Genomic DNA, 20,983 nt, shown 5'->3' on the forward strand with positions numbered 1-20,983 from the left:
GCTTTAAAATTTCAGTTAGAATAGAAGGATGAAGGAAGGAAAGAAGTGAATGATATGAAAACATTTAAAGATATCGAGATAGAAGGCGCATTAGTTGAAAGGCTTAAAAAGCATGGAGTAACAGCCCCCACTCCCATTCAAGAAAAAACAATTCCAAAGCTTCTTGAAGGGAAGGATGTTATTGCAAAGGCACAGACTGGAACAGGGAAGACACTCGCCTTTTTACTGCCGATTTTACAAAATATAGATGCCGGGAGATCTGAGGTTCAGGGATTGATCATTACCCCGACGAGGGAGCTTGCCCTGCAAATTACAAGTGAAGCAGAAAAGCTGCACCCTGATGATGTGAATGTGCTTGCCGTCTATGGCGGACAAGATGTCGCCAAGCAGGCACATAAATTAGATGGACGAGCCCACCTGGTTGTGGCAACACCTGGACGTCTTCTCGATCATTTACGTAGGGAGACGTTAAGCTTGGGTGCCGTTGAACATGTTGTGTTGGATGAAGCAGATCAAATGCTTGAAGCTGGCTTCCTTCCTGACGTAGCCGCTATTTTACAGCAAACACCTGCAAACCGGCAGACGAGTGCCTTTTCTGCTACCATCTCACAGCAAGTTAACTCCCTTGCGAAAAAATATTTAACAAATCCAGAACGGGTAACAGTTAAATCGGAGACGGTCACCTTGTCAGAAATTAAGCAGCTCGTCTATGAAACAACAGACCGGGCTAAACAGGATGCTTTACTAAAGATCATGGGCGAACATCGTCCCTTCCTCGCCTTGATTTTTTGCCGGACAAAAAGGAGAGCAAAAAAGCTGAATGAAGCTTTGCTCAGTCGAGGATTCGAAGCTGATGAGCTTCACGGCGACTTGTCTCAAGCGAAACGAGAGAAAGTGATGAAACGGTTCCGTGATGCGAAGATTCAATATTTGGTTGCTACAGACGTGGCAGCCAGGGGCCTCGATGTTGAAGGAATCACCCATGTGTTCAACTATGATGTGCCACAGGATGCCGAGAGTTACATCCACCGAATTGGCCGCACTGGTCGAGCCGGCGGCAAAGGGCTCGCGATTACTTTTATTGCGCCTAAAGATAGACAAGCGCTGCAAGTGATCGAAAAAGGGATCGGTGAGAAGCTCCACAGAAGAACACTAGATACTCTATCTCCACGGAAAGAAACAGAACGGTTTGGTTCGGAAGATCAGCAACGCTCGTCTAAACGAAGAAAAAGATAAAAGAGTGCAGCCGTCTCAGTGACAGGCTGCACTCTTTTTATGGGAAAATTGGGTTAGGGAGCAATCCCTTGGAGTTAGGGATCAATCTTCAGAGTTAAGGAACAATCCCCTGGAGTTAGAGAACAATCCTCAGGGTTAAGGAACAATCGATTCGGCTTAGAGAACAATTGCCTTTGTGTCTTTCCTCTATAACTTTTCAAAAATCAATAACATTGAGTCATTGAATGAAATATGATAAATTAAATATGTAATTCCGAGTATATGGATAGGAATTATTATTAATAAGGGGTTGAAGCTAATGGGAGTGGAATTTGTCGACCTTTTCAATCAATGGGCAAGTTCATATGACGATACGGTATCTGGAAAAGATCCTGAATATAAAGAGGTTTTTGAAGACTACGATGCTATGCTCCAGGAGCTGGCTGATTTAGCGGTCTCACCAGTTTTAGAATTTGGGATGGGAACAGCTAACTTAACGAGAAAGATAGTGGCACAAAATAAAGTAGTTGTGGGTGTTGAACCTTCTGAAGAAATGCGGCGAATTGCAATTGTGAAATGCCCGGAAGCAGCTGTGTATGAAGGGGATTTTATCAACTATCCTTCCTTACAACTGCCAATTAAATCAATCGTCAGCTCTTTTGCATTCCATCATTTAAAAGAGGATGAGAAACGATTAGCAATACGAGCGTATTATGATAAACTTGAAGAAGGTGGGAAGATTATCTTCATCGATACACTTTTTAAAGATGAAGCCCATAAGTGGTCATTAATAAAGGATGCTGAGAAGAAAGGTTATTTGAACTTGGCACAAGATTTACAAGAAGAATATTACGCATATCTCAGTGAACTTGAGCAAATGTTTCTTGAAGTAGGTTTTGAGGTATCTTTTAAACAGAAGAACAAATTCGCTTGGTTAATACAAGCTAAAAAAGGAGAATAATTTATGCCTAAGATGAACGTAGAAAGTTTTAACCTTGACCATACGAAAGTGAAGGCACCATATGTACGTCTAGTTGGTGTGACTGAAGGAGATCATGGTGATAAAATTTATAAATACGACATTCGTGTCAAACAGCCAAACAAAGAGCATATGGATATGCCGGCACTGCATTCTTTAGAGCACCTCATGGCAGAAAAAAGCCGTGATCACCACAGTCGGATTATCGATATTGGACCAATGGGCTGCCAAACAGGATTCTATTTAGCCGTCTTAAATGATGACAGCTATGAACATGTTCTTCAACTGCTGGAAAATACGTTAAAAGATGTGCTAGAAGCAGATGAAGTTCCTGCCTGTAATGAGGTACAGTGTGGGTTTGCGGCTAGCCATAGCCTGGAAGGTGCAAAAGGACTAGCGAAAGATTTGCTAGATAAACGCGATGAATGGGATCAAGTCTTTTAATTTCGGAGGGTGAATAACCTATGGCTTACGTTAGAAACGTACAATCATTAATTGGCAATACCCCAATGATTGAGCTGACTCACTCATCCATTCCGAATCAGGCTCGCATTTTTGCCAAGCTTGAATTTATGAACCCAGGCGGGAGTGTTAAGGACCGCCTGGGTTTAAAGTTGATTGAGGATGCACTTGAAAGAGGATTATTGAAACCAGGTGGTACGATTATTGAACCAACGGCCGGCAATACCGGGATTGGTGTAGCCCTTGCCGCAATCGGCAAAGGGTTTAGCGTTATGTTTGTAACTCCTGAGAAGTTTAGTCAGGAAAAACAAGTCTTAATGAGAGCACTTGGTGCTGAAGTGGTCAATACACCAACAGAAGCAGGAATGCGTGGCTCAATTAAAAGGGCTGAAGAGCTTTGTGAAGAGGTTCCAAACTCATTTAGCCCGCAGCAGTTTAACAACCGCGCTAATCCAGATACGTACTATGAAACACTAGGTCCCGAAATGTATGATGATTTAAATGGCGAGATCGATGTTTTTATTGCTGGCGCAGGTACTGGTGGAACATTTATGGGCACGGCCCGGTATCTTAAAGAAAAAAACAACTCCATAAAAACCGTGATTGTTGAGCCTGAGGGGTCCGTGTTAAATGGGGGAGAGCCAGGTCCCCATCGAACGGAAGGAATTGGAATGGAATTCTTACCTTTTTATATGGAGAAAAAATATTTCAATTCTATTCACACCGTTCTGGATCGAGTAGCATTTGAGCGCGTCAAGGAGCTTGCGCTTAATGAAGGATTGCTCGTAGCAAGTTCATCAGGTGCAGCGTTTGAAGCTGCATTAAGAGAAGCTGAACGAGCGGAGCCAGGAACGAATATTGTTACTATTTTTCCTGACAGTAGTGAACGATACTTAAGTCAAGGGATTTATGAGGAGTGAAGTCAATGAGGAAAAAAACACAATTGATCCATGGTGGGATCACTGGTGATAAAGAAACTGGTGCTGTATCAGTGCCGATTTATCAAGTTAGTACGTATGCTCAAGACGGGGTTGGCCAGCACCGTGGGTATGAATATTCAAGAACAGGCAACCCAACGAGATTTGCACTTGAAGAATTGATCAAGGAGCTTGAAGGCGGTCACGCAGGATTTGCTTTTGGCTCTGGAATGGCAGCCATCACAGCTGTGCTTATGACCTTTAATCACGGGGACCATGTTGTTTTCACAGATGATGTTTACGGTGGTACGTACCGTCTAGTTTCTAATGTGATTAACCGTTTTGGTTTGGAAGCAACCTTCGTAGATACAAGTGATGTTGCGAATATTGAAGCGGCAATTACTGATCGTACAAAAGCGATTTATGTTGAGACCCCAACCAATCCGCTTTTAAAAATCACTGATTTGAAAAAAGTGTCTGATCTAGCGAAAGATAAGGATCTAACGTTTATTGTTGATAACACGTTCAGCACACCATATTGGCAGAACCCGATTGAGTTTGGCGCCGACATCGTTCTTCACAGTGCAACGAAGTATCTTGGTGGACACAGTGACGTTGTAGCCGGATTAGTTGTCGTCAATTCACAACAGCTTGCTGAAGATGTTCATTTTGTATTAAATTCTTCGGGTGGTATTCTTGGCCCGCAAGATTCATGGTTATTGATGCGCGGGATCAAAACACTAGGTATTCGCATGGAAGAAATTGAAGAAAACACTCGTGCATTTATCGAGTTCCTACAAGGACTTCCTGAGGTAACAAACATTTATTACCCTGGTCTTGAAAGTCATAAAGGACATCAAGTTCATCAAAGGCAAGCTCGTGGCAGCGGCGGAATGATTTCTTTTGACGTGGGAAGTGGGGAGAAGGCAGACCGAGTGCTTAAGAATACTCGCTTTTTCACGCTAGCTGAAAGTCTTGGAGCCGTCGAAAGCTTAATTTCGGTTCCTGCAAAAATGACTCATGCTTCGATCCCGGCAGAACGCCGCAGCGAATTGGGAATCGCTGATGGTTTAGTTCGTGTCTCCATTGGCCTTGAAGATATTGAGGACCTAAAGGAAGACTTTTTACAAGCCTTACGTAAATAAAGTGAGAGCGGCCTATTGTGGGTCGTTCTTTTTTATTAAATAAATTTGAATTACACCTATATATGTCAAAAAAATTCATTTTAGTGCCTGTATAGAGAAGGTTTAGATAGCCACACTAATCAGTAAGAAGAACTGGAGTGTGAGAAAATGGATTATACACATTTAAAAAAACAATTAGAAGAAAGAAAAAGAGAGATAGAGCAACGATTAATTGATAATAACCATTTTGGTCTAGAACGAGGCTTTGCAAGTGACCGCGCCTCAGGTGAGTTATCCCAGTATGATAACCACCCAGCCGATTCAGGCACTGAGCTTTATGAAAGAGAAAAAGATATGGCTTTATTAACCCATTTAGAAGATGAACGATCAGAAATATCCTACTCACTAAAGCAAATCGAACAAGGCACTTACGGGATTTGTGAGAAAACCGGGAAAAAGATCCCATTAGAAAGACTGGAAGCCGTACCAACAGCTCGTACCACTCGATCTGCTGGAGATGACCATGTAGCGGGTGATCGTCCGGTGGAAGAAGATGTTCTGAATGACTTGGAATGGAATGACGGGAACGATAGCTATGAGGTGGTCGCCAATTTTAATGAAAATGGTATGACTTATGAGGGTTCATCTTTGATGGATGAAGAAGAGGATAATGGTGGTTATGTGGAAGAATTTGAATCTTTTGTATCAACGGATATGAATGGATATACAGGGTCAGATGAAGTTAATTTTCAGCGAAGTGAATATTATAAGGAGTATATGGATCAGCGTGAACAGGAAGATTCAGAATAATAATCCCCCAAGGAGTGAGCCACTCATCCTTGGGGATCTTTCATTAATAGCCGACTTCAACGGCTGCATTTACAATGTACATCATGTCATTTTTATCTTCTTTATCTTCCAGAAAAATTCGGCTTGATGTCAGCATCCCGCCTTGAACCTTTTCTATCGTAACTTGACCATAAGGGATAGACTGTTTAACTTCTTGCTCATCCAATTGATCATGATCCGTTGGCAAAGCAAGTTTAACGTGAATTTTCATTTCATCAAGGGATTGGTTGGGTAACGCTGTTCTTATGCCTGGCATGGAATTAGAATGAATCGCATTTTTTATCGCTCGGACGGAAGCCTTTGTTATATTTTGTCCGTGAACATCTGTCCCTGTTCCAGTTTGGATAAACATCACTTGTTCCATTAGATCTCCTCCTAAAATAACGTGTTCTATTCTCCTTATTTACTTTTTGCAAGGGAATTAAACCTCCAAAGCCTGAGTTCTACATAGTTAATTAGTATAAAAGTTACTGTTAAACATAGATGCTTCAATCACAGAAGATGTCCGTGTAGGTGTTGTGACAGTGAGAGTCACCGATCTAGAAAAGTCATCACAATTTTATGAAGGGACCATTGGTTTACTAAAAAGAAGCGAAAATATAAAAACTATCGATTTTGGTACAGAAGAAAGAACATTGCTCCGAATAACAAGTGGTACTAATCATTGCATGAATTATGTGCACGCACGCAGCAATTGTGGAATGAAATCAAAACGCGTTTAACACAGAAGGTACATTCTTTTTGAAATTAGTGGGAATAGAATTAAACTAAAAGATCCTGCAGGGAATTTATTAAGAAAAAGGAACAAATTCAACATCCGAATTTGTTCCTTTTAACATTTTGATTATACCGTGGAAGGTTCTTCTGCTTTTTCAAAAATGTGCATCATCCACATTCCAATATCCTCAAACCCAAGCCTCTTATATATAGACCCCGCTTCGGGATTATCATAAAACAGGCATAACATTTTTCCATCTGCTAGTAGATCTTGACATAATTTAAGCATACAAGTACTCGCATACCCTTTACGTTTATAATTTGGATGTGTGCAAACCCCTACTACCATGGCGGACATCGAGTTTTCTGCTGTAGTGGAGGCACTTGAAATCATAGTACCATTGTCTTCACTGTAATACACTCGTGCAGATTTCTGTTCTATTCCTCTTCGGATGCTATCTTCCCGACTGTTGTCCCGTTCAAATTCGGGAATTTGATTTTGCAAATGAACGAGTCTTTGTACATCATTCGTCGTGGCCAGCTTTACATGGCTAGTATTTACATCTGTGTTTAGCTTTTCAGTATCGTCGCATTTGGCATAATATAAGGAACGATTCCGTAAGCTCCCGACTTTTATGTAAGGAAGAATTTTTTCAGTAATGATTTGCAGACCAGATAACTGCATAAATTCTGGGTCTTCGTTAATAATTGTAGCAAAACCCTTGGCATCAAAGTAGTCATTCGCGTAGGCAATGTAATTGTTATGGTACTTTAATAACACTGCCCTTAATTGATCGTTCCTATCAAAGTCCCCCCATAATTTCTGAAAATCTTGATCATAACCAAAATTCTCAATATCACCGATAATAAATAAGTTTTCAGCTGGTTTAACAGAAAGCAGGTGCTGACAAGCCCGATCGTCGTTTGACGTAAGCCTGCGAATCATGAAAATCCCTCCTTATTTTTATAAAGTGGTTTATAGTTTATCAAATATTCATAAAAAAGCAATAACTTTTAAATAGGAGTTGATTTATTGGAATAGTGTGGATATAATGGAAAAAGAACAAATGTTCCTATTCGTGGAAAGGATGTGTGATATGATAGGCTGTTTAATTGTAAAGGTGGCACAGCAGAAGGCAACTGAAATCGCAGGGGATGTGGCAGAACATTTTGGTGCAAACTTATTAAGCCAGGATTCATCCGACACCGGCCTTATTACTATTGCTCAAATAACGAATAAATTGGATATATGGCAGACAGCATTCAAATATGAATGTTTAGGTTTTGTTACCGCATATGGTTTTGCAGAAATTGAAAATGAGGCTATTTTTGTGGCAAATGAAAACATGGTTGAACGCTTGGCAAAATAAGTTAACTTCATCATTCCCCTTTAGTTTTTAGTAATTGGGTCAAACTAATTTCTAAAGGAGGAATGGTCTCTTGAGTAAAATAGGTATATGGTTTTTAGTACTGTTTATAATGTACAGTTCAAATATATTCGCTGAAGGCAGTCTATACAGTATTAAGCACAAGGATAAAGTCAAGCAGGATTATGAAATCCATATTGATTACCCAGTTTTTAATGGTCTTCCTAATGAGAAACTTCAAGAGGAGGTCAATAATAAAGTAAGTAACAAACTTGAAAATACAGTTAGAGAAGTGAAGCGGGTAGCTGAACAATCAACAGGGTTCCCAGTTCTATACTATGAAGAAGAAGAAGTGATCGAGGACGATAAGATGATTTCTATCGTCATGACATCAAATATTTCAAGGGGAAACAATTATAATTCGACCGTAAGTTCAATTAACTTTGAAAACGGGGATAATGGCAGGATTCTTACATTGGAAGATGTGGTGGAGATGCCTTCGCTTAATCAGGAAGTGAAGAAACAAATGGCAAATGAACCGGATACTTATTTCCACCAATCTTTTAATTCCGTAAGAGAGGATACAGCCTTTTATATTAACGGCGAACAAATTATCCTAGTATTTAATAAGTATGAGATTGCACCAGGCGTATATGGCACTCCTGAAATTAGTATACCTTTAGATCGAGTTAGAAAAGACCAATCTTCAAAGGAGACAAATGTCCCTTTACCGCAAATTATTTAATTGAATCAATTTTATAATTGCTCTTTTTAAAATGCCAAAGACTGGCAGAATATATGGTTCTTTTCCGAAAAGGTTCAAAATGGATTCTTATCCAGCAGATTTTAGTTTCCGTTTTATAAAGAAGTTTGATCACTTTCTATCCATGTTGCTTACATCGCCCCCTTATCCTGGAGACTCAGCTTCAAGACACTTAGGTCCGTTACGGTATGAGGGCTCGGGGTGGCTGGGAAACGACTCGCTTTCCTGCTGCCCCACAGGACGTGGGGTCGTTCGACGTTGGTACAGGACGTGCCGAACTTAGTCGAACTTCCTCTATTAGGTTTTAGCCGAACATCCTCTAAACAGCAAGCCTCCTCAGGCGAAGCCTTTCGGGGTCTCCTTCTCCCGCGGGAGAAGGAGACGTTTCCCAGCTACCCCACCTGTTTTGTGATGAACGGAGCCATTCGTATTCCGAATGAGTCTCTAGTGTTCAGAGGGTTTATCCATCATGAAGTGGCATAATAATCGCGTCACAGAGAGATTTTTAGCTCTCTGATAAGAAGTTCTTCTGTCGTTTTGGCTGATTTGTGAACCTGGAGTGTTTCCGTTCTTCTCACAAACACAAGGAGGCCCGGGAGATTGCGAGACTCTGGTGGCCATACGTATCACTCCTACCCAGCCTGTTCCTTCATCATAGAGATCAAGATGTGTCTGAATATCGACAAAACCTGGATAAAACGTTAATGGTTTCAACTTGGAATAACTTAACTATTTTTGCATCTAATATGTGGACTTGTCCGTTCTTTATTGGAGAGTGATGTGACGGGGGTATGCATTACATTTTTATTTAAGTGTTCATGTTCTATTGTGAATCCTCCGTTGTCGTTTTCTTATATTATACTGCAAGAGAACGTAGCTAGGTACTAAAAAACGAAGCACGAGACGGCTTCGTTAAGATTTTAAAATCGATTGTAAGGCAGGGTTTAATTCAGGAAAAATAAATGTATAACCATGGGTTATTGCTTTTTTTGGTATGACGGACTGGCCGTTCAGTAATAATGTGCTCATATCACCAAGAATCGTCTTTAAGGCGAAAGAAGGGGCCGGGATCCAGTGAGGGCGCCCAAGAACATTGCCAAGGGTTTGACCAAAGTCTTTGTTGCGTTTAGGATTAGGAGCTGTTCCATTCACAGGCCCCTTGAGCGAAGAAGTTTTGAGTGAATAGTCGATGAGCTCAATCACATCATCAATATGAATCCATGACATCCATTGTTCACCAGATCCTAAATTTCCTCCAATCATAAGTTTATAGGGAATAGTCATTTTAGGTAACGCTCCTTTTTCTCCAAGAATCACGCCGAAGCGAATGAATGCCGTACGTACCCCGAGACTTTGGGCTTTCGCTGCTCGGTTTTCCCATTTGGCAACGACGTTTGCTAAGAAATCTTTTCCGGGTTGAACCGTCTCTTCTGTAAATGTTGTAGTTTCTGATTGTCCATAAAAACCTACAGCTGATGCATTGATAAGTGCTTCCGGTTTAGGGTTCATGCGTTCAATCAGGTTGATTACTTCTTCAGTCGCTCGAATGCGGCTGTCCAAAATGGATTTTTTTCGTTCTTCCGTCCATCGCCCGCTATTTAGTGATTCACCAGCAAGGTTTACGATAGCATCTACAGAAGGAAGATGATCCCATGGAGCATACTCATCTTTTAACCAGCCAATATGTGTAACATGATCTGTATTTTCATGCTTGTCTGGGTTTCTTGTGAGTATGTACACGTGATGATCTTCATTAATAAGTTTCTGTGTAAGCTTTGACCCAACAAAACCTGTTCCTCCGGTAATGGCTATTTTCAAGATAATCTCCTCCTCTATCTTTTTCCAGCAAAATAGTATAAAAAGGAAACGATTCTTGTCGTGACCAAGCATGTGGTTCTCATGCTACAATAAGTTAAAAAGGAGTGTATTTCGCTTGGCAAAAATTACTCGGATTACGACACAGAAAAGAAATAAGAATCGTTATAATATCTTTTTGGATCGAGGTCAAGGAGAGACCTACGGTTTCAGCGTAGACGAAGATATCCTTGTGAAATTCCAGCTCCAAAAATCGATGGAGCTTGAGGAATCAAGCATCAACGCTTTAGTCCAAAAAGATACGATACATAAGACATATACCCTCGCTATCAACTATTTAACCTTCCGAATGCGTTCAGAAAAAGAAATTCATGATTATTTACTTAAAAAAGAAGCTGAGGAAGAGCATATTGATGAGATAATCAACCGTTTAAAAAAGGAAAAATTGCTCAACGATCAGGAGTTTGCAAATTCACTTGTGAGAACACGTATGCAGACCTCAAGTAAAGGTCCGCTTTTAGTAAAAAAAGAGCTGATTGAAAAAGGGGTTAAGCCGCAATTAGCTGAAGAGGCACTAGACTATTTCCCTTTTAATAAACGAGTGGAAAAAGCGGTGAAGTTCGCAAAGAAAAAGCTGAATAGCGATAGGAAGAAATCACACCGGCAACAAATCCAAAATGTACAGCAGACCTTGATGCAAAAAGGGTTTCAAACCGATGTCATTAAGGAAGCTCTTGATCAGCTTCCTGAAGAGGAAGGTGAGGAGAATTCAGAATGGGAGGCGATTATTTATCAAGGAGAGAAATTGTTGAGAAAATATGAGCGGAAAGCCGAGGGATTTGAATTAAAGCAAAAGATCAAAACAGGTTTATACCGTAAAGGTTTTCCATTCGATTTGATCGATCAGTTTATTGAGGAGAACATTGATAACAAATGATACGTTTACTTAGGAGGGACCGATGTTTTACAGGAGAGCAACATACAAGATAGCACCAAATCAATATGAGCCGTGGACCCGTTTTTTTCATGAGTATGTACTACCGAATCAATTAGCTCACGGTGCCCGTTTAGCCGGACGTTACACGACATTAGACCATACTGAAGTAGTAACAATATGGGAATATGACAACTATAAAGATTATTTACTCGTCGATCGTAAAGTGAAGGAGTCGGCAATTTATAAAAAAGCGTTACAGGTTGAGCCATTGTACCATCATCTGAAGGAAGATTTTTTAGAAGAAGGAGGGGATTACCATCTTCAAAAACACATTGTTTCCGTTTCAGGATGCTTCTTCAATGAAAAAGGAGAAGTGCTCCTTGTGCAAAATGAACACCGTCCAGACACGTATGAAATGCCTGGGGACGTTTAGAAAACAATGAAAGCCTTGAGGAAGCAATAAAACGAGAAGTATTAGAAGAAACAGGTGCCCTGGTGACAGTTGAAGGGATAACAGGTGTCTATCACAATATGACGTTAAGCGTAGTATGTATCGTCTTTAAAGGGACACACCATTCGGGAGAGATTCGTCCTCAGCCGGGTGAGACTAGGGATGTTGTTTTTCAAAAGATGACAGATGAAAATATGAGACAGTGGGTCACTAGGGAGCATTTTTTGATTCGTCTGCAGGATGCATTGGAAAATGAAGGAGCTGCAGTGGAAAGCTATTATGTAAAACCATATACGCTAGTGCACAGAATAGAATCATATAAATAAACCGCTCATCCTTTACAATGATGGGCGGTTATCAGTGTTACAGCATCCCTTTACTAGTTAAATCTTCAATGGCTTCATAAACATGATCAACAACTGTATTTGCTTTAGCCTGAACGGCAGGATGTGCTGTAGACATCGCATAACTATTAGGTGTCACGGCAAACATAGAGAGATCATTAAAGGAATCTCCAATACAAGCAATTTCATCCGTCCTAATGTCGAGGTGGCTTAATAGAGCTAAAATACTGTTCCCTTTATTAATCGAAGGCGGCATAATATCAATCACATTCTTGTGTGAAATAAAAGTATCGACTGTTTGTCCAAATTGACTGCTTACCTGCTCATGGACATGGGTTATATCTTCCTCATTTCCGTGCAGAGTGAATTTGGAAGGGTGGATCGTTTGTCCGAATTCTTTGACGAAACTCGGGTTAACAGTAATATCGTGAAAAAGCTGTTTATTGATTACGTCAATCCACTCGTTGTGCTCCGTCGTATAGGTATCTGTAGCAGTAGATACAGTTGTAACCATAGGATAGTCTTGAATGTTAGCTATGACATGGTCTGCGATTGTTTTAGTAAATGTTTCTGAGTGGATGAGCAGGTCATTTTGCCCGTGAACAAACGCACCATTTTGACTGATGCGATGCCCCTTGAGTTCCATTCTTCGTAGCACTTCTGCAATTTCATGCTCCATCCGCCCTGTAGCGATCGCAAGCTCAACATTATGATTAATGAGTTGACGAAAGGAATCGATATCCTTTTGTTTGATGTAATGGTCCATTCCAAGCAGTGTCCCATCCAGGTCTGTGATGAATAATTTGATCATGTGCAGGACTCCTTTCTAAACTTCCAAATTCAAATCCCTTATAGTGTGTGTTCAAAAATTTGGCGAATGAGAACGTCGATAAAGATCGTATTCGCCGTTTACCCCGCATGAAAGGTCAGAAAACCCCCAAAGATATCGTCGTGAAAATAAGAAACTAAGTGGGTGAGTAACCGTCCGTAAATGTCCGATTTTAAGGAATATAGACGTCGTGTAGGCCCCAACGAATCATCAGTGAAAGTCCCACTGATGGAAGTTTCCTTTTATCATTTGGTGACTTTTTGAACATCCTCTTATTGATTTTACATTTTTGGGGTTAGAGAAACAAAAGATTTAGTGCAGGGCTGTTGTCAAAAAAGAGAAGGAACTATACGATAAGGAATAGAGAGATAAAACTATATTAGTATAAAAGACTGGTGTTACGGTGTGGAGGAACGAATATGGATGAAGGTTTGACGATTGATAAAGTACTGAATAATAATGTAGTTATTGCAAAACATCCCTCGTATGAAGAGGTGGTGTTAATTGGTAAGGGAATAGGCTTCGGAAAGAAAAAGGGAGACTTCGCTTCGTTTAATAAAGCTGATAAAACGTTTTTGCTTAGTAGTGAGAAGGAGAAAGAGCAGTACGTCAACCTCCTTCCCTATATTGATGAAGACTTTATCGATTTTATGAACGATATCCTCTATCATATTGAGACGAGAATGGGGCAGGAGTTAAACGAACATATTCATGTTGCCTTAACCGACCACCTGGCTTTTGCTATTAATCGCTCACAAAAAAGCATGCAATTTAACAATCCTTTTCTACCTGAAATAGAGTCGCTTTACCCGAAGGAATACCAAATTGCAATGGAAGTAGTCACAATGGTTTATGATAAGATGAAAATTCATTTCCCTGAAGGTGAAATAGGGTTTATTGCCTTACATATTCATAGTGCAGTGACAGATAAAACTCTTCGTGAAATCAACCGGCACAACCAGTTGATTACAACACTCGTCCAATTAGTTGAAGAAACCATGGAAGTTACTATTGATCGTCATAGTGTGGATTACCATCGTTTAGTACAACACTTGCACAGGGCTGTTGACCGTGTCGTGCAGAATGAAAATACAGACGATGAGATTCGACTCGAAAACATGTTGAAACAAGAGTATCCTGTATGCTATAATCTAGCGTGGAAGTTAATTAAAGTGATGCAAAAACAGCTGAATAAGCCTGTGGATGAATCGGAGGCAATCTACTTAACGATTCATTTGCAAAGGTTAACCTATAAATCTTAACGTTACGTGTTACTGATTCGATCAGGCATGAGTATCAGAGATTCTTATAGAACCATTTGGGAGAAGTGTATCCAAGTGTTTCTATTGGGAACTCTATACTCATGCCTTTTTTAATGCTGTAAAAATAGTTGACAGGGATGACCTTAGGGTTAGGAGTACTTCCATTTCTGAGTCAAGGTGGTTTACTCTTATCTTAAGATCTCTCTTTTCTTTTCTGCTATTATGAAACCGTTTTATTTTTCTGACAATAGCTGTTTTTCATCACAATAAAAAATAGGGGGAGATTAACTTGTTTAAGAATGCTTTTGGTACATTGCAAAAAGTCGGAAAAGCTTTAATGCTTCCTGTAGCATTGCTTCCAGCTGCTGGTATTCTACTGGCATTTGGTACAAGCTTTGCTCAAGACGATTTTGTTAATAAAGTACCATTTTTCGGAACGCCGTGGGTCCAAACTTTACTTAAAGTCATGGAGGAAGCTGGCGGGATCGTTTTTGACAATTTACCGTTGCTATTTGCCGTAGGTGTTGCGATTGGTTTGGCAAAAGGTGACGGGGTTGCCGGTCTTGCCGCAATCATTGGTTATCTCATTATGAACGTCGTGATGGGGGTTCTTGGTGAGGTTACAGCCGATATGACATCAGATCCTGCGTATGCTGAGGTCCTTGGAATCCCCACATTGCAGACGGGTGTATTTGGCGGTATCATCGTCGGGATCTTAGCTGCCACGATGTATAATCGGTACTACAATATTGAACTTCCGCAGTTCTTAGGCTTTTTTGCCGGGAAGCGGTTTGTGCCGATTATTACAGCATTTACATCATTGTTCCTTGGTATAATCATGCTTTTCGTGTGGCCGTATGCACAATCTGCTCTAAATGCGTTGTCTTATTTAATGTTAGAAACGAACCAAACGATTTCCGTGTTTTTCTTCGGTGTGATTGAACGTGCGTTAATTCCATTTGGGTTGCACCATATTTTCTATTCACCTTTCTGGTTTGAATTTGGCACGTACACGAATGCTGCAGGAGAAATTATTCGGGGAGACCAGGCGATATTTTTTGCCCAATTGAAAGATGGGGTTGAATTTACAGCAGGTACATTCATGGTCGGAAAATTTCCATTCATGATGTTCGGTCTGCCCGCTGCGGCCCTTGCGATTTATCATACAGCTAAGCCTGAACGCAAGAAGGTAGTCGGTGGGATTATGGCTTCGGCTGCATTGACATCTTTCCTAACAGGGATTACCGAGCCACTTGAATTCTCATTCTTATTCGTAGCGCCATTACTATTCGGAATTCACGCCATATTTGCTGGTTTCTCCTTTATGATCATGGAGATTCTGGGAGTGAAGATTGGACAAACCTTCTCAGGGGGACTGATCGACTTCATTCTTTTCGGTGTCATGCCGAACCGTACGGAATGGTGGTGGGTGATCATTGTTGGTCTCGTATTCGCCGTGATTTATTACTTTGGCTTCCGCTGGGCTATTCTTAAGTTCAACCTTGCTACACCAGGACGTGAGGATGAAGCACAAGATGCAGATGGTGATGGTGAAGTTGGCGATCTTCCATTTGAAATATTAGAAGCTATGGGCGGTCAAGAAAATATCGATCACTTAGATGCGTGTATTACGAGGCTTCGCGTGTCCGTGAACGATAAAGGAAACGTTAATAAGAACCGTTTGAAAAAACTTGGTGCTTCGGGCGTTATGGAAGTTGGGAACAACATCCAGGCGATCTTCGGACCAGTATCTGATACACTAAGAGGGCAAATGCAAGATATCATTGATGGAAAAACGCCTCGTTCTAGAGAAGATGTTGCTGAAATTGTGAATGAAGCAAAAAGTGCAGAAGCACCTGTAACGAAGGGTGATTTAGAGTTCATCAGCCCAATGAAGGGAAACGTTCTTCCTATAACAGAGGTGCCAGACCAAGTATTCTCTGGTAGAATGATGGGGGATGGATTTGCGATCGAACCGGAAGATGGTAAAATCATTTCACCGATTAACGGTAAAGTGTTGAATGTATTCCCTACAAAGCACGCAATCGGACTTCAAGCAGATAACGGAATGGAAATCCTGATCCACATTGGAATAGACACTGTGAAGCTCAAAGGAGAAGGGTTTACGGCTCTTATTGAAGAAGGAGACACAATTAAACAAGGCCAAGCCCTGATGGAAGTGGACCTTGAATATGTGAAAGAAAATGCTCCTTCTATAGTGACACCTATCGTCTTTACCAATTTAGGTGAGGACCAGTCTGTTGAAGTGAAAGCAACTGGTGAAGTGAAGCATAACGATCCAGATATTATTCAAATTAACAAGTAAGAGGAGAGATTTTTTATGACAGAACAAACGATAACGATTACATCAGCGGACGGGCTTCATGCACGTCCAGCAACGGCGTTAGTCCAAATTGCCGGGCAATATGAAGCAGACGTCAATATCGAGTATAAGGGCAAGTCGGTAAACATGAAGTCCATTATGGGCGTAATGTCACTAGGTATTCCTAATGGTGCGGAAGTGAAGTTTACAGCTGAAGGTTCAGATGAAGCGGAAGCTGTTGAAGCCGTTGTGGCAAAAGTAAAAGAAGAGAAACTTGGAGAATAAGCTGTGAAAAAGACTGGTCGTCGTGACCAGTCTTTTTATTTCGTTTTGAAATCGGAAAATATATAATTATCTTCCCAACCTGTGCAATTATGCTTTCGTTTCGTGCAATTATCATTGTGATTCGTTCGATACAGTAAAAACCAGCCGCTCCCAATTGGGAGCGGCTGGTTTTTACTTATCTATAATGATTTCTAGTCGTCCATCGTCTTCTTGAAAAATTTGTTCAGCTACCTCTTCAGGTCCTTTTAACTTCTCTGGTGCCGTGACATGTGTGCTGTCAGCCCAAAAAGGAGTGTTCATGCCACCCATATAAACTGCTGTTGCTGACATTGACTCTTGCTCCCATTCTTTGTGAAGGCTCTCTGTGAAGCCGCGTACAGCAAATTTTGAAGCACAATAGACACTTTCATTCGTTTTACCTCTTAAACCTGCGGTGGAAATAATATTAAGAACCCGCCCATTAGATTGTTTAAGTACCTGGCTGGCTTGCTTAGTCATAAGGATCGTGCCTTTCACATTCGTGTTGAACATTTTGTTGATGTCCGCTTCTGAATACGATCCTACATCTTTAAAAATTCCCACTCCTGCATTGTTTATAAGTACATCAAGCTGTTCAAATTGTTTTACAGCTTCAGTTACTGAAGCTGGTTCGGTAACATCGCAGATCAATACTTCTGCTTCCCCGCCCGCCTGGCGGATTTCTTTTTTTACAATGAGCAGCTTACGTTCAGTACGACCGGATAAGTATACGCGATAGCCACTTTTGGAATATTGATGAGCTAGCGCTCGTCCAAGCCCTGTCCCCGCCCCGGTAATTAAAACGTTCTTCATTCCTGATCCCCCCGAAAAAGATAGTTACCGTTTCTATTGTGACCAAAGACTGATAAAATGTAAATAGCAAAGCGGAAAAGCCGTTTACCTCCGTCCCCATAAGTAAGCGGAGTAGCAGTGATTGATTTATGTCGATAGGGGTGGGCTTACAGGTCGACAATATAAGAGCGCGCTAGATATAAAAAAGGAGAGTCAATATGGAACGAAGATATAGTGACTTTAGTTACGAGGAACTAAGAGCTGAGGTGGCAGAACTTAAGGAAAAAGCGCTTAAAGCTGAGCAATTAGGCATGGTGAATGAATACGCCGTCCATGAGCGTAAGATAATCATGGCTAAGTCGTATATGATAGATCCAAGCCAATTTAATGCCACCGAAGTTTATGAGATAGAAGGCGATCCAGCACACACGTTTTATATTGAGTATATGAATGGTGTATTTGCATGGGGCTACCGCAAGGATAAACAGGGTGAACGTGCCGGAGATGAAGAGGAGGCACTTCCTATCTCAATGCTTGGAGTGAGAAAATAATATCATTTAAAACCTGTGCACCGAATGTGGTGCACAGGTTTTTTACTTAGCTTCTTTTACGCATTTGAACTTCTGTAATGCGTTCGGACTGCGTTTGTTCAGTTTCGCCGTTTACCCTGTCTCTTAAGTGCTTCGTACCTCGCCTAGGGAAATGATTCTTGCTCTTATTGTGAGCCATTTTAATATTTCCCTCCTTGATTTACTTCGCGTTCCCTTGAGTGCATTGCTCTCTTTTGGGGGTTAGAGTTAATGCTGCCATCGGGTCTTAAGGCTAAATATTCACTTTGATCCTCTGGGGCACTTGTCATCTTTTTATTTGGAAATCCTTTTGCTTTGTTACGCAATTGTCATTCCTCCTATTGTTCACATCAGTGTGTGAACAAGCTTAGTATGTGTTACAAATGTTCTCCCTATGTGCTACAATGACAATGAAAACTTTGCCACTTTTAGAGGTGAATATAGAAATGGATGATACTTTTCAGCGGCTAGCTGAACACTTATATCATAAGAATGACCGTTTGACGATTGATGAAGCTAGGGTTTGGGTTGAACTACTATGGGAGGACTTTGAAGCGACACACGCCAAAGCTGGCAGGGAATATAAAGGGAAACAAATGACAGAGCAAATTGTATTAAGGTGGATTGAAAATTATGGGCCAAGGTTGCACGACTTTGTGGCAACGAACCCTAAATATAAGGAGCTTTTAAAGAAGAAAGGTCCTACACAGTAAGAAATCCGCGCTATATATAGTTAGCGCGGATTTCTTTTCATTTTGAATCGGGAACAACGGAAAGCTTATTTTGTAGTTTTTCCTCCGTGAAAACCCAGCCTGTATAAGAATTTAATATTTTAAGTTCTTCAAATTCTTCCCCGTGTTCATCGTCTATTTGGACAAGGGCGACAAACGGGTAACGGCCCTTTGAACGATAACGTAAATCAGTGAAGCGGACTTCTGTAAATTCATCAAAATAGTTAATGTCATAACGATACACAGGTGAAAAAGATAGAAAGGCTTTTATATTATGATCAGTTAATGCTTTTTGAACCACCGGATCCTCATAATCAATCCTCTTGTTCACAAATTCATCCTGGATGGTAATCTGGCCATTTACAGCGCGGCCTACGTAATAATTCGTTGATGTAGTAATAGCAATACGCCATACATTTTGCTTAAGCGTTGGAGAAGTAGCTATTTGTTCTACATTTTCAAAATATTTATGAACGATTTTAATGAGTTCACGTTTTTCGTAATATCGTTTAACATAGTAGATGGCAATGACGAAATAAATGATCAGCCATGTATATCCTGGGTCTGCTCCTAGGTTCCATGCTACAATACCTGCTAAGTGCATAATGAAAATGTAGGGATCGAATGTGTTAATAAATCCATAAGCGACCCACCTTTTTGTAAAGGGACGATAGGCTTGGGTCCCGTAAGCATTAAACACGTCAACAAAAACGTGAAGAATAACAGCTAAAAATGTCCATAGCCAAAGGTGCAAAAAGCTTACCTCAGGTGCGAATAAATGTATAAGAAAAGGAATGCTTAATCCCCATAAGATAACTGCAGGGATCGAATGAGTAATGCCACGGTGATGGCGAATATAAACAGCGTTATTTTTAAGTTTGAGAATTGTGTCAAAATCCGGTGCCTGAGAGCCTGCAAGGGTACCCACTAAAACGGCATTAAACAGCATTGGATCAGCTTGAACAGCAGGGTCCAATGTAGCTAATCCGCCTAATGCAACTCCCATAACAACGTGTGTGCCAGTGTCCATAAAGCTACCTCCTTTGGCAAGGGCGACAATCTATAGTGTATCACGAAGGATGATCTAGAATGAAAGTAGAAGAAAGAATCCCTCAAATAGTAGAACATTTCAATCAAGAACCATTCAAGAATCAATTGATTAATTGGTTTACAAAAGAGCAACGAACACTGCCTTGGAGAGAAAATCAAGATCCTTATCGTGTCTGGGTATCAGAAATTATGCTCCAACAGACACGTGTTGATACAGTCATTCCTTATTTTAATCATTTTATGGCCCTTTTTCCCACCCCTTACGATTTAGCCGTAGCAGATGAACAATCTGTATTAAAGGCATGGGAGGGCTTAGGTTACTATTCCCGAGCGCGCAATTTGCAAAACGCTGTTCGTGAAGTTGTTCAAAGTTACGAAGGGGTCGTACCATACGACAAGCAGCAACTGAAGAAATTAAAAGGCGTCGGTCCTTATACATTAGGAGCGATCTTAAGTATTGCCTACGATCAACCAGAACCTGCAGTTGATGGGAATGTCATGCGTGTTTTATCTCGAATCCTTCACATTGAGGATGATATTGCTAAAGCGAGTACGCGTAAACTATTCGAAGCTCTTACTAATGAAATTATTTCAGTTGAGAATCCGTCTGCATTCAATCAAGGATTAATGGAACTTGGGGCGTTGGTGTGTACGCCTAAATCACCTTCTTGTTTATTATGCCCAGTACAAGACCATTGTCATGCTTTTGCTAAGGGAATTGAAGAAGAACTCCCCATTAAATCATCGAAGAAGAAACAGAAAAAGGTGCCTTATTTAGCCCTTGTTATTGAAAATCAGGAGGGGGAGGTACTCATTGAACAGAGGTCGAGTGAAGGTCTTTTAGCCTCTATGTGGCAATATCCAATGGTCCCTTTGGCAGATGTAGATAAACAAGACATAAAATATTGGTTTTTTGGTGAATATGGGCTAAAAATTGAGCTGGAATCAACTGTAGATAATGTGAAGCATGTCTTTTCCCACCTAATATGGGAGATGGAAGTAGTGAAGGCTACTATTGTCGAAGGGAAACTTGATCGACAAAATGCGCGATTTGTATCAAAAGATAACCTTGAGACGTTTCCATACCCTGTATCCCATCAGAAAATCCACATGCATTTACTTTGATTTTACTTTTTGAAAAGAGCGTATCTTCTTATTTGATAAAGTTTTGCGGTGACTCATTT

The 20,983-nt window shown here is 40.7% G+C and carries 25 protein-coding genes; 17 read left to right on the forward strand and 8 right to left on the reverse strand.

What is annotated here, in order from left to right; all coding sequences use genetic code 11:
* The first annotated feature begins 54 nt into the window (after positions 1–54).
* From MUO14_RS19455 to MUO14_RS19480, 6 genes are all read left to right on the forward strand, one after another.
* Positions 55–1,236 carry a DEAD/DEAH box helicase gene (locus MUO14_RS19455; RefSeq protein WP_244755688.1) on the forward strand — a complete coding sequence of 394 codons (1,182 nt, stop codon included), beginning with the start codon at positions 55–57 and terminating at the stop codon, positions 1,234–1,236.
* A 298-nt stretch (positions 1,237–1,534) separates the two neighbouring features.
* Positions 1,535–2,176 (forward strand): class I SAM-dependent DNA methyltransferase, encoded by a 642-nt coding sequence (locus MUO14_RS19460; protein ID WP_244752207.1) that lies wholly within the window; start codon positions 1,535–1,537, stop codon positions 2,174–2,176.
* 3 nt (positions 2,177–2,179) lie between these two features.
* On the forward strand, positions 2,180–2,638 hold the full coding sequence (locus MUO14_RS19465) for an S-ribosylhomocysteine lyase (RefSeq protein WP_244752208.1): 459 nt from the start codon (positions 2,180–2,182) through the stop codon (positions 2,636–2,638).
* A 20-nt stretch (positions 2,639–2,658) separates the two neighbouring features.
* Positions 2,659–3,576 carry a PLP-dependent cysteine synthase family protein gene (locus MUO14_RS19470; protein ID WP_244752209.1) on the forward strand — a complete coding sequence of 306 codons (918 nt, stop codon included), beginning with the start codon at positions 2,659–2,661 and terminating at the stop codon, positions 3,574–3,576.
* 5 nt (positions 3,577–3,581) lie between these two features.
* Entirely contained in the window at positions 3,582–4,718 is a 1,137-nt protein-coding gene (locus MUO14_RS19475) for a bifunctional cystathionine gamma-lyase/homocysteine desulfhydrase (protein WP_244752210.1), read from the forward strand.
* 147 nt (positions 4,719–4,865) lie between these two features.
* Positions 4,866–5,507: a TraR/DksA C4-type zinc finger protein gene (locus MUO14_RS19480; protein WP_244752211.1), complete on the forward strand. Its 642-nt coding sequence runs from the start codon at positions 4,866–4,868 to the stop codon at positions 5,505–5,507.
* A gap of 43 nt (positions 5,508–5,550) precedes the next feature.
* On the opposite strand, the gene MUO14_RS19485 is transcribed toward MUO14_RS19480, so the two are convergent.
* Positions 5,551–5,910, reverse strand: a complete 360-nt coding sequence (locus MUO14_RS19485) for a Lin0512 family protein (protein ID WP_244752212.1) — start codon at positions 5,908–5,910, stop codon at positions 5,551–5,553.
* Between the two features lie 480 nt (positions 5,911–6,390).
* A complete protein-coding gene (locus MUO14_RS19490; RefSeq protein WP_244752213.1) occupies positions 6,391–7,209 on the reverse strand; it encodes a GNAT family N-acetyltransferase in 819 nt (272 codons plus the stop codon).
* Positions 7,210–7,315: 106 nt separating this feature from the next.
* Between MUO14_RS19490 and MUO14_RS19495 the strand changes: the two genes are divergently transcribed.
* Entirely contained in the window at positions 7,316–7,633 is a 318-nt protein-coding gene (locus MUO14_RS19495; RefSeq protein WP_244752214.1) for a hypothetical protein, read from the forward strand.
* Positions 7,634–7,703: 70 nt separating this feature from the next.
* Positions 7,704–8,375: a DUF3298 and DUF4163 domain-containing protein gene (locus tag MUO14_RS19500; protein WP_244752215.1), complete on the forward strand. Its 672-nt coding sequence runs from the start codon at positions 7,704–7,706 to the stop codon at positions 8,373–8,375.
* A 930-nt stretch (positions 8,376–9,305) separates the two neighbouring features.
* Here the strand turns inward: MUO14_RS19500 and MUO14_RS19505 are convergent.
* On the reverse strand, positions 9,306–10,211 hold the full coding sequence (locus MUO14_RS19505; RefSeq protein WP_244752216.1) for a TIGR01777 family oxidoreductase: 906 nt from the start codon (positions 10,209–10,211) through the stop codon (positions 9,306–9,308).
* Between the two features lie 115 nt (positions 10,212–10,326).
* On the opposite strand from MUO14_RS19505, the gene recX reads away from it, so the two are divergent.
* Genes recX through MUO14_RS19520 form a run of 3 tightly spaced genes read left to right on the forward strand, consistent with a single transcriptional unit; the run spans position 10,327 to position 11,922 of the window.
* Complete coding sequence (recX, locus tag MUO14_RS19510) at positions 10,327–11,145, forward strand: recombination regulator RecX (protein WP_244752217.1); 819 nt, start codon at positions 10,327–10,329, stop codon at positions 11,143–11,145.
* A gap of 22 nt (positions 11,146–11,167) precedes the next feature.
* Positions 11,168–11,578 (forward strand): NIPSNAP family protein, encoded by a 411-nt coding sequence (locus tag MUO14_RS19515; RefSeq protein ID WP_244752218.1) that lies wholly within the window; start codon positions 11,168–11,170, stop codon positions 11,576–11,578.
* Positions 11,579–11,604: 26 nt separating this feature from the next.
* On the forward strand, positions 11,605–11,922 hold the full coding sequence (locus MUO14_RS19520; RefSeq protein ID WP_244755690.1) for an NUDIX hydrolase: 318 nt from the start codon (positions 11,605–11,607) through the stop codon (positions 11,920–11,922).
* A 37-nt stretch (positions 11,923–11,959) separates the two neighbouring features.
* Here the strand turns inward: MUO14_RS19520 and MUO14_RS19525 are convergent, their stop codons facing one another.
* Positions 11,960–12,751, reverse strand: a complete 792-nt coding sequence (locus tag MUO14_RS19525; protein ID WP_244752219.1) for an HAD family hydrolase — start codon at positions 12,749–12,751, stop codon at positions 11,960–11,962.
* A gap of 437 nt (positions 12,752–13,188) precedes the next feature.
* Here MUO14_RS19525 and glcT point away from each other — a divergent pair, with 437 nt between their 5' ends.
* The 3 genes from glcT to MUO14_RS19540 all read left to right on the forward strand — a co-directional run bounded on the left by glcT (position 13,189) and on the right by MUO14_RS19540 (position 16,639).
* Positions 13,189–14,031, forward strand: coding sequence for a glucose PTS transporter transcription antiterminator GlcT (gene glcT / locus MUO14_RS19530; RefSeq protein WP_244752220.1), 843 nt, complete (start codon positions 13,189–13,191; stop codon positions 14,029–14,031).
* A gap of 289 nt (positions 14,032–14,320) precedes the next feature.
* Positions 14,321–16,357, forward strand: coding sequence for a glucose-specific PTS transporter subunit IIBC (gene ptsG, locus MUO14_RS19535; RefSeq protein WP_244752221.1), 2,037 nt, complete (start codon positions 14,321–14,323; stop codon positions 16,355–16,357).
* Positions 16,358–16,372: 15 nt separating this feature from the next.
* On the forward strand, positions 16,373–16,639 hold the full coding sequence (locus tag MUO14_RS19540; protein WP_244752222.1) for a phosphocarrier protein HPr: 267 nt from the start codon (positions 16,373–16,375) through the stop codon (positions 16,637–16,639).
* A 171-nt stretch (positions 16,640–16,810) separates the two neighbouring features.
* Here the strand turns inward: MUO14_RS19540 and MUO14_RS19545 are convergent, their stop codons facing one another.
* The gene (locus tag MUO14_RS19545; protein ID WP_244752223.1) at positions 16,811–17,470 is read right to left on the reverse strand and encodes an SDR family NAD(P)-dependent oxidoreductase; all 660 of its coding nucleotides are present in this window, start codon (positions 17,468–17,470) and stop codon (positions 16,811–16,813) included.
* A gap of 197 nt (positions 17,471–17,667) precedes the next feature.
* On the opposite strand from MUO14_RS19545, the gene MUO14_RS19550 reads away from it, so the two are divergent.
* Positions 17,668–18,000, forward strand: coding sequence for a YfhH family protein (locus MUO14_RS19550; RefSeq protein WP_244752224.1), 333 nt, complete (start codon positions 17,668–17,670; stop codon positions 17,998–18,000).
* 46 nt (positions 18,001–18,046) lie between these two features.
* Here the strand turns inward: MUO14_RS19550 and MUO14_RS24875 are convergent, their stop codons facing one another.
* Both MUO14_RS24875 and sspK read right to left on the reverse strand, forming a co-directional pair.
* Entirely contained in the window at positions 18,047–18,178 is a 132-nt protein-coding gene (locus MUO14_RS24875; RefSeq protein ID WP_396265726.1) for a YpzG family protein, read from the reverse strand.
* A 1-nt stretch (position 18,179) separates the two neighbouring features.
* The gene (sspK, locus tag MUO14_RS19555) at positions 18,180–18,344 is read right to left on the reverse strand and encodes a small, acid-soluble spore protein K (protein ID WP_255822135.1); all 165 of its coding nucleotides are present in this window, start codon (positions 18,342–18,344) and stop codon (positions 18,180–18,182) included.
* Between the two features lie 120 nt (positions 18,345–18,464).
* Between sspK and MUO14_RS19560 the strand changes: the two genes are divergently transcribed.
* The gene (locus MUO14_RS19560; protein WP_244752225.1) at positions 18,465–18,731 is read left to right on the forward strand and encodes a YfhJ family protein; all 267 of its coding nucleotides are present in this window, start codon (positions 18,465–18,467) and stop codon (positions 18,729–18,731) included.
* Positions 18,732–18,768: 37 nt separating this feature from the next.
* On the opposite strand, the gene MUO14_RS19565 is transcribed toward MUO14_RS19560, so the two are convergent.
* Positions 18,769–19,779, reverse strand: coding sequence for a metal-dependent hydrolase (locus tag MUO14_RS19565; RefSeq protein WP_244752226.1), 1,011 nt, complete (start codon positions 19,777–19,779; stop codon positions 18,769–18,771).
* Positions 19,780–19,838: 59 nt separating this feature from the next.
* Here MUO14_RS19565 and mutY point away from each other — a divergent pair, with 59 nt between their 5' ends.
* Positions 19,839–20,924: an A/G-specific adenine glycosylase gene (gene mutY / locus MUO14_RS19570; protein WP_244752227.1), complete on the forward strand. Its 1,086-nt coding sequence runs from the start codon at positions 19,839–19,841 to the stop codon at positions 20,922–20,924.
* Positions 20,925–20,983: the final 59 nt, after the last annotated feature.

This window comes from Halobacillus shinanisalinarum (assembly GCF_022919835.1).
GTDB lineage: Bacteria > Bacillota > Bacilli > Bacillales > Halobacillaceae > Halobacillus_A > Halobacillus_A shinanisalinarum.

Bases quoted from the DNA above. Each gene is read 5' to 3' on its own strand.
- MUO14_RS19455 (WP_244755688.1), top strand. From the start codon at position 55: ATGAAAACATTTAAAGATATCGAGATAGAAGGCGCATTAGTTGAAAGG.
- MUO14_RS19460 (WP_244752207.1), top strand. From the start codon at position 1,535: ATGGGAGTGGAATTTGTCGACCTTTTCAATCAATGGGCAAGTTCATAT.
- MUO14_RS19465 (WP_244752208.1), top strand. From the start codon at position 2,180: ATGCCTAAGATGAACGTAGAAAGTTTTAACCTTGACCATACGAAAGTG.
- MUO14_RS19470 (WP_244752209.1), top strand. From the start codon at position 2,659: ATGGCTTACGTTAGAAACGTACAATCATTAATTGGCAATACCCCAATG.
- MUO14_RS19475 (WP_244752210.1), top strand. From the start codon at position 3,582: ATGAGGAAAAAAACACAATTGATCCATGGTGGGATCACTGGTGATAAA.
- MUO14_RS19480 (WP_244752211.1), top strand. From the start codon at position 4,866: ATGGATTATACACATTTAAAAAAACAATTAGAAGAAAGAAAAAGAGAG.
- MUO14_RS19485 (WP_244752212.1), bottom strand. From the start codon at position 5,910: ATGGAACAAGTGATGTTTATCCAAACTGGAACAGGGACAGATGTTCAC.
- MUO14_RS19490 (WP_244752213.1), bottom strand. From the start codon at position 7,209: ATGATTCGCAGGCTTACGTCAAACGACGATCGGGCTTGTCAGCACCTG.
- MUO14_RS19495 (WP_244752214.1), top strand. From the start codon at position 7,316: ATGGAAAAAGAACAAATGTTCCTATTCGTGGAAAGGATGTGTGATATG.
- MUO14_RS19515 (WP_244752218.1), top strand. From the start codon at position 11,168: ATGTTTTACAGGAGAGCAACATACAAGATAGCACCAAATCAATATGAG.
- MUO14_RS19525 (WP_244752219.1), bottom strand. From the start codon at position 12,751: ATGATCAAATTATTCATCACAGACCTGGATGGGACACTGCTTGGAATG.
- glcT (WP_244752220.1), top strand. From the start codon at position 13,189: ATGGATGAAGGTTTGACGATTGATAAAGTACTGAATAATAATGTAGTT.
- MUO14_RS19540 (WP_244752222.1), top strand. From the start codon at position 16,373: ATGACAGAACAAACGATAACGATTACATCAGCGGACGGGCTTCATGCA.
- MUO14_RS19545 (WP_244752223.1), bottom strand. From the start codon at position 17,470: ATGAAGAACGTTTTAATTACCGGGGCGGGGACAGGGCTTGGACGAGCG.
- MUO14_RS19550 (WP_244752224.1), top strand. From the start codon at position 17,668: ATGGAACGAAGATATAGTGACTTTAGTTACGAGGAACTAAGAGCTGAG.
- MUO14_RS24875 (WP_396265726.1), bottom strand. From the start codon at position 18,178: ATGGCTCACAATAAGAGCAAGAATCATTTCCCTAGGCGAGGTACGAAG.
- MUO14_RS19560 (WP_244752225.1), top strand. From the start codon at position 18,465: ATGGATGATACTTTTCAGCGGCTAGCTGAACACTTATATCATAAGAAT.
- MUO14_RS19565 (WP_244752226.1), bottom strand. From the start codon at position 19,779: ATGGACACTGGCACACACGTTGTTATGGGAGTTGCATTAGGCGGATTA.
- mutY (WP_244752227.1), top strand. From the start codon at position 19,839: ATGAAAGTAGAAGAAAGAATCCCTCAAATAGTAGAACATTTCAATCAA.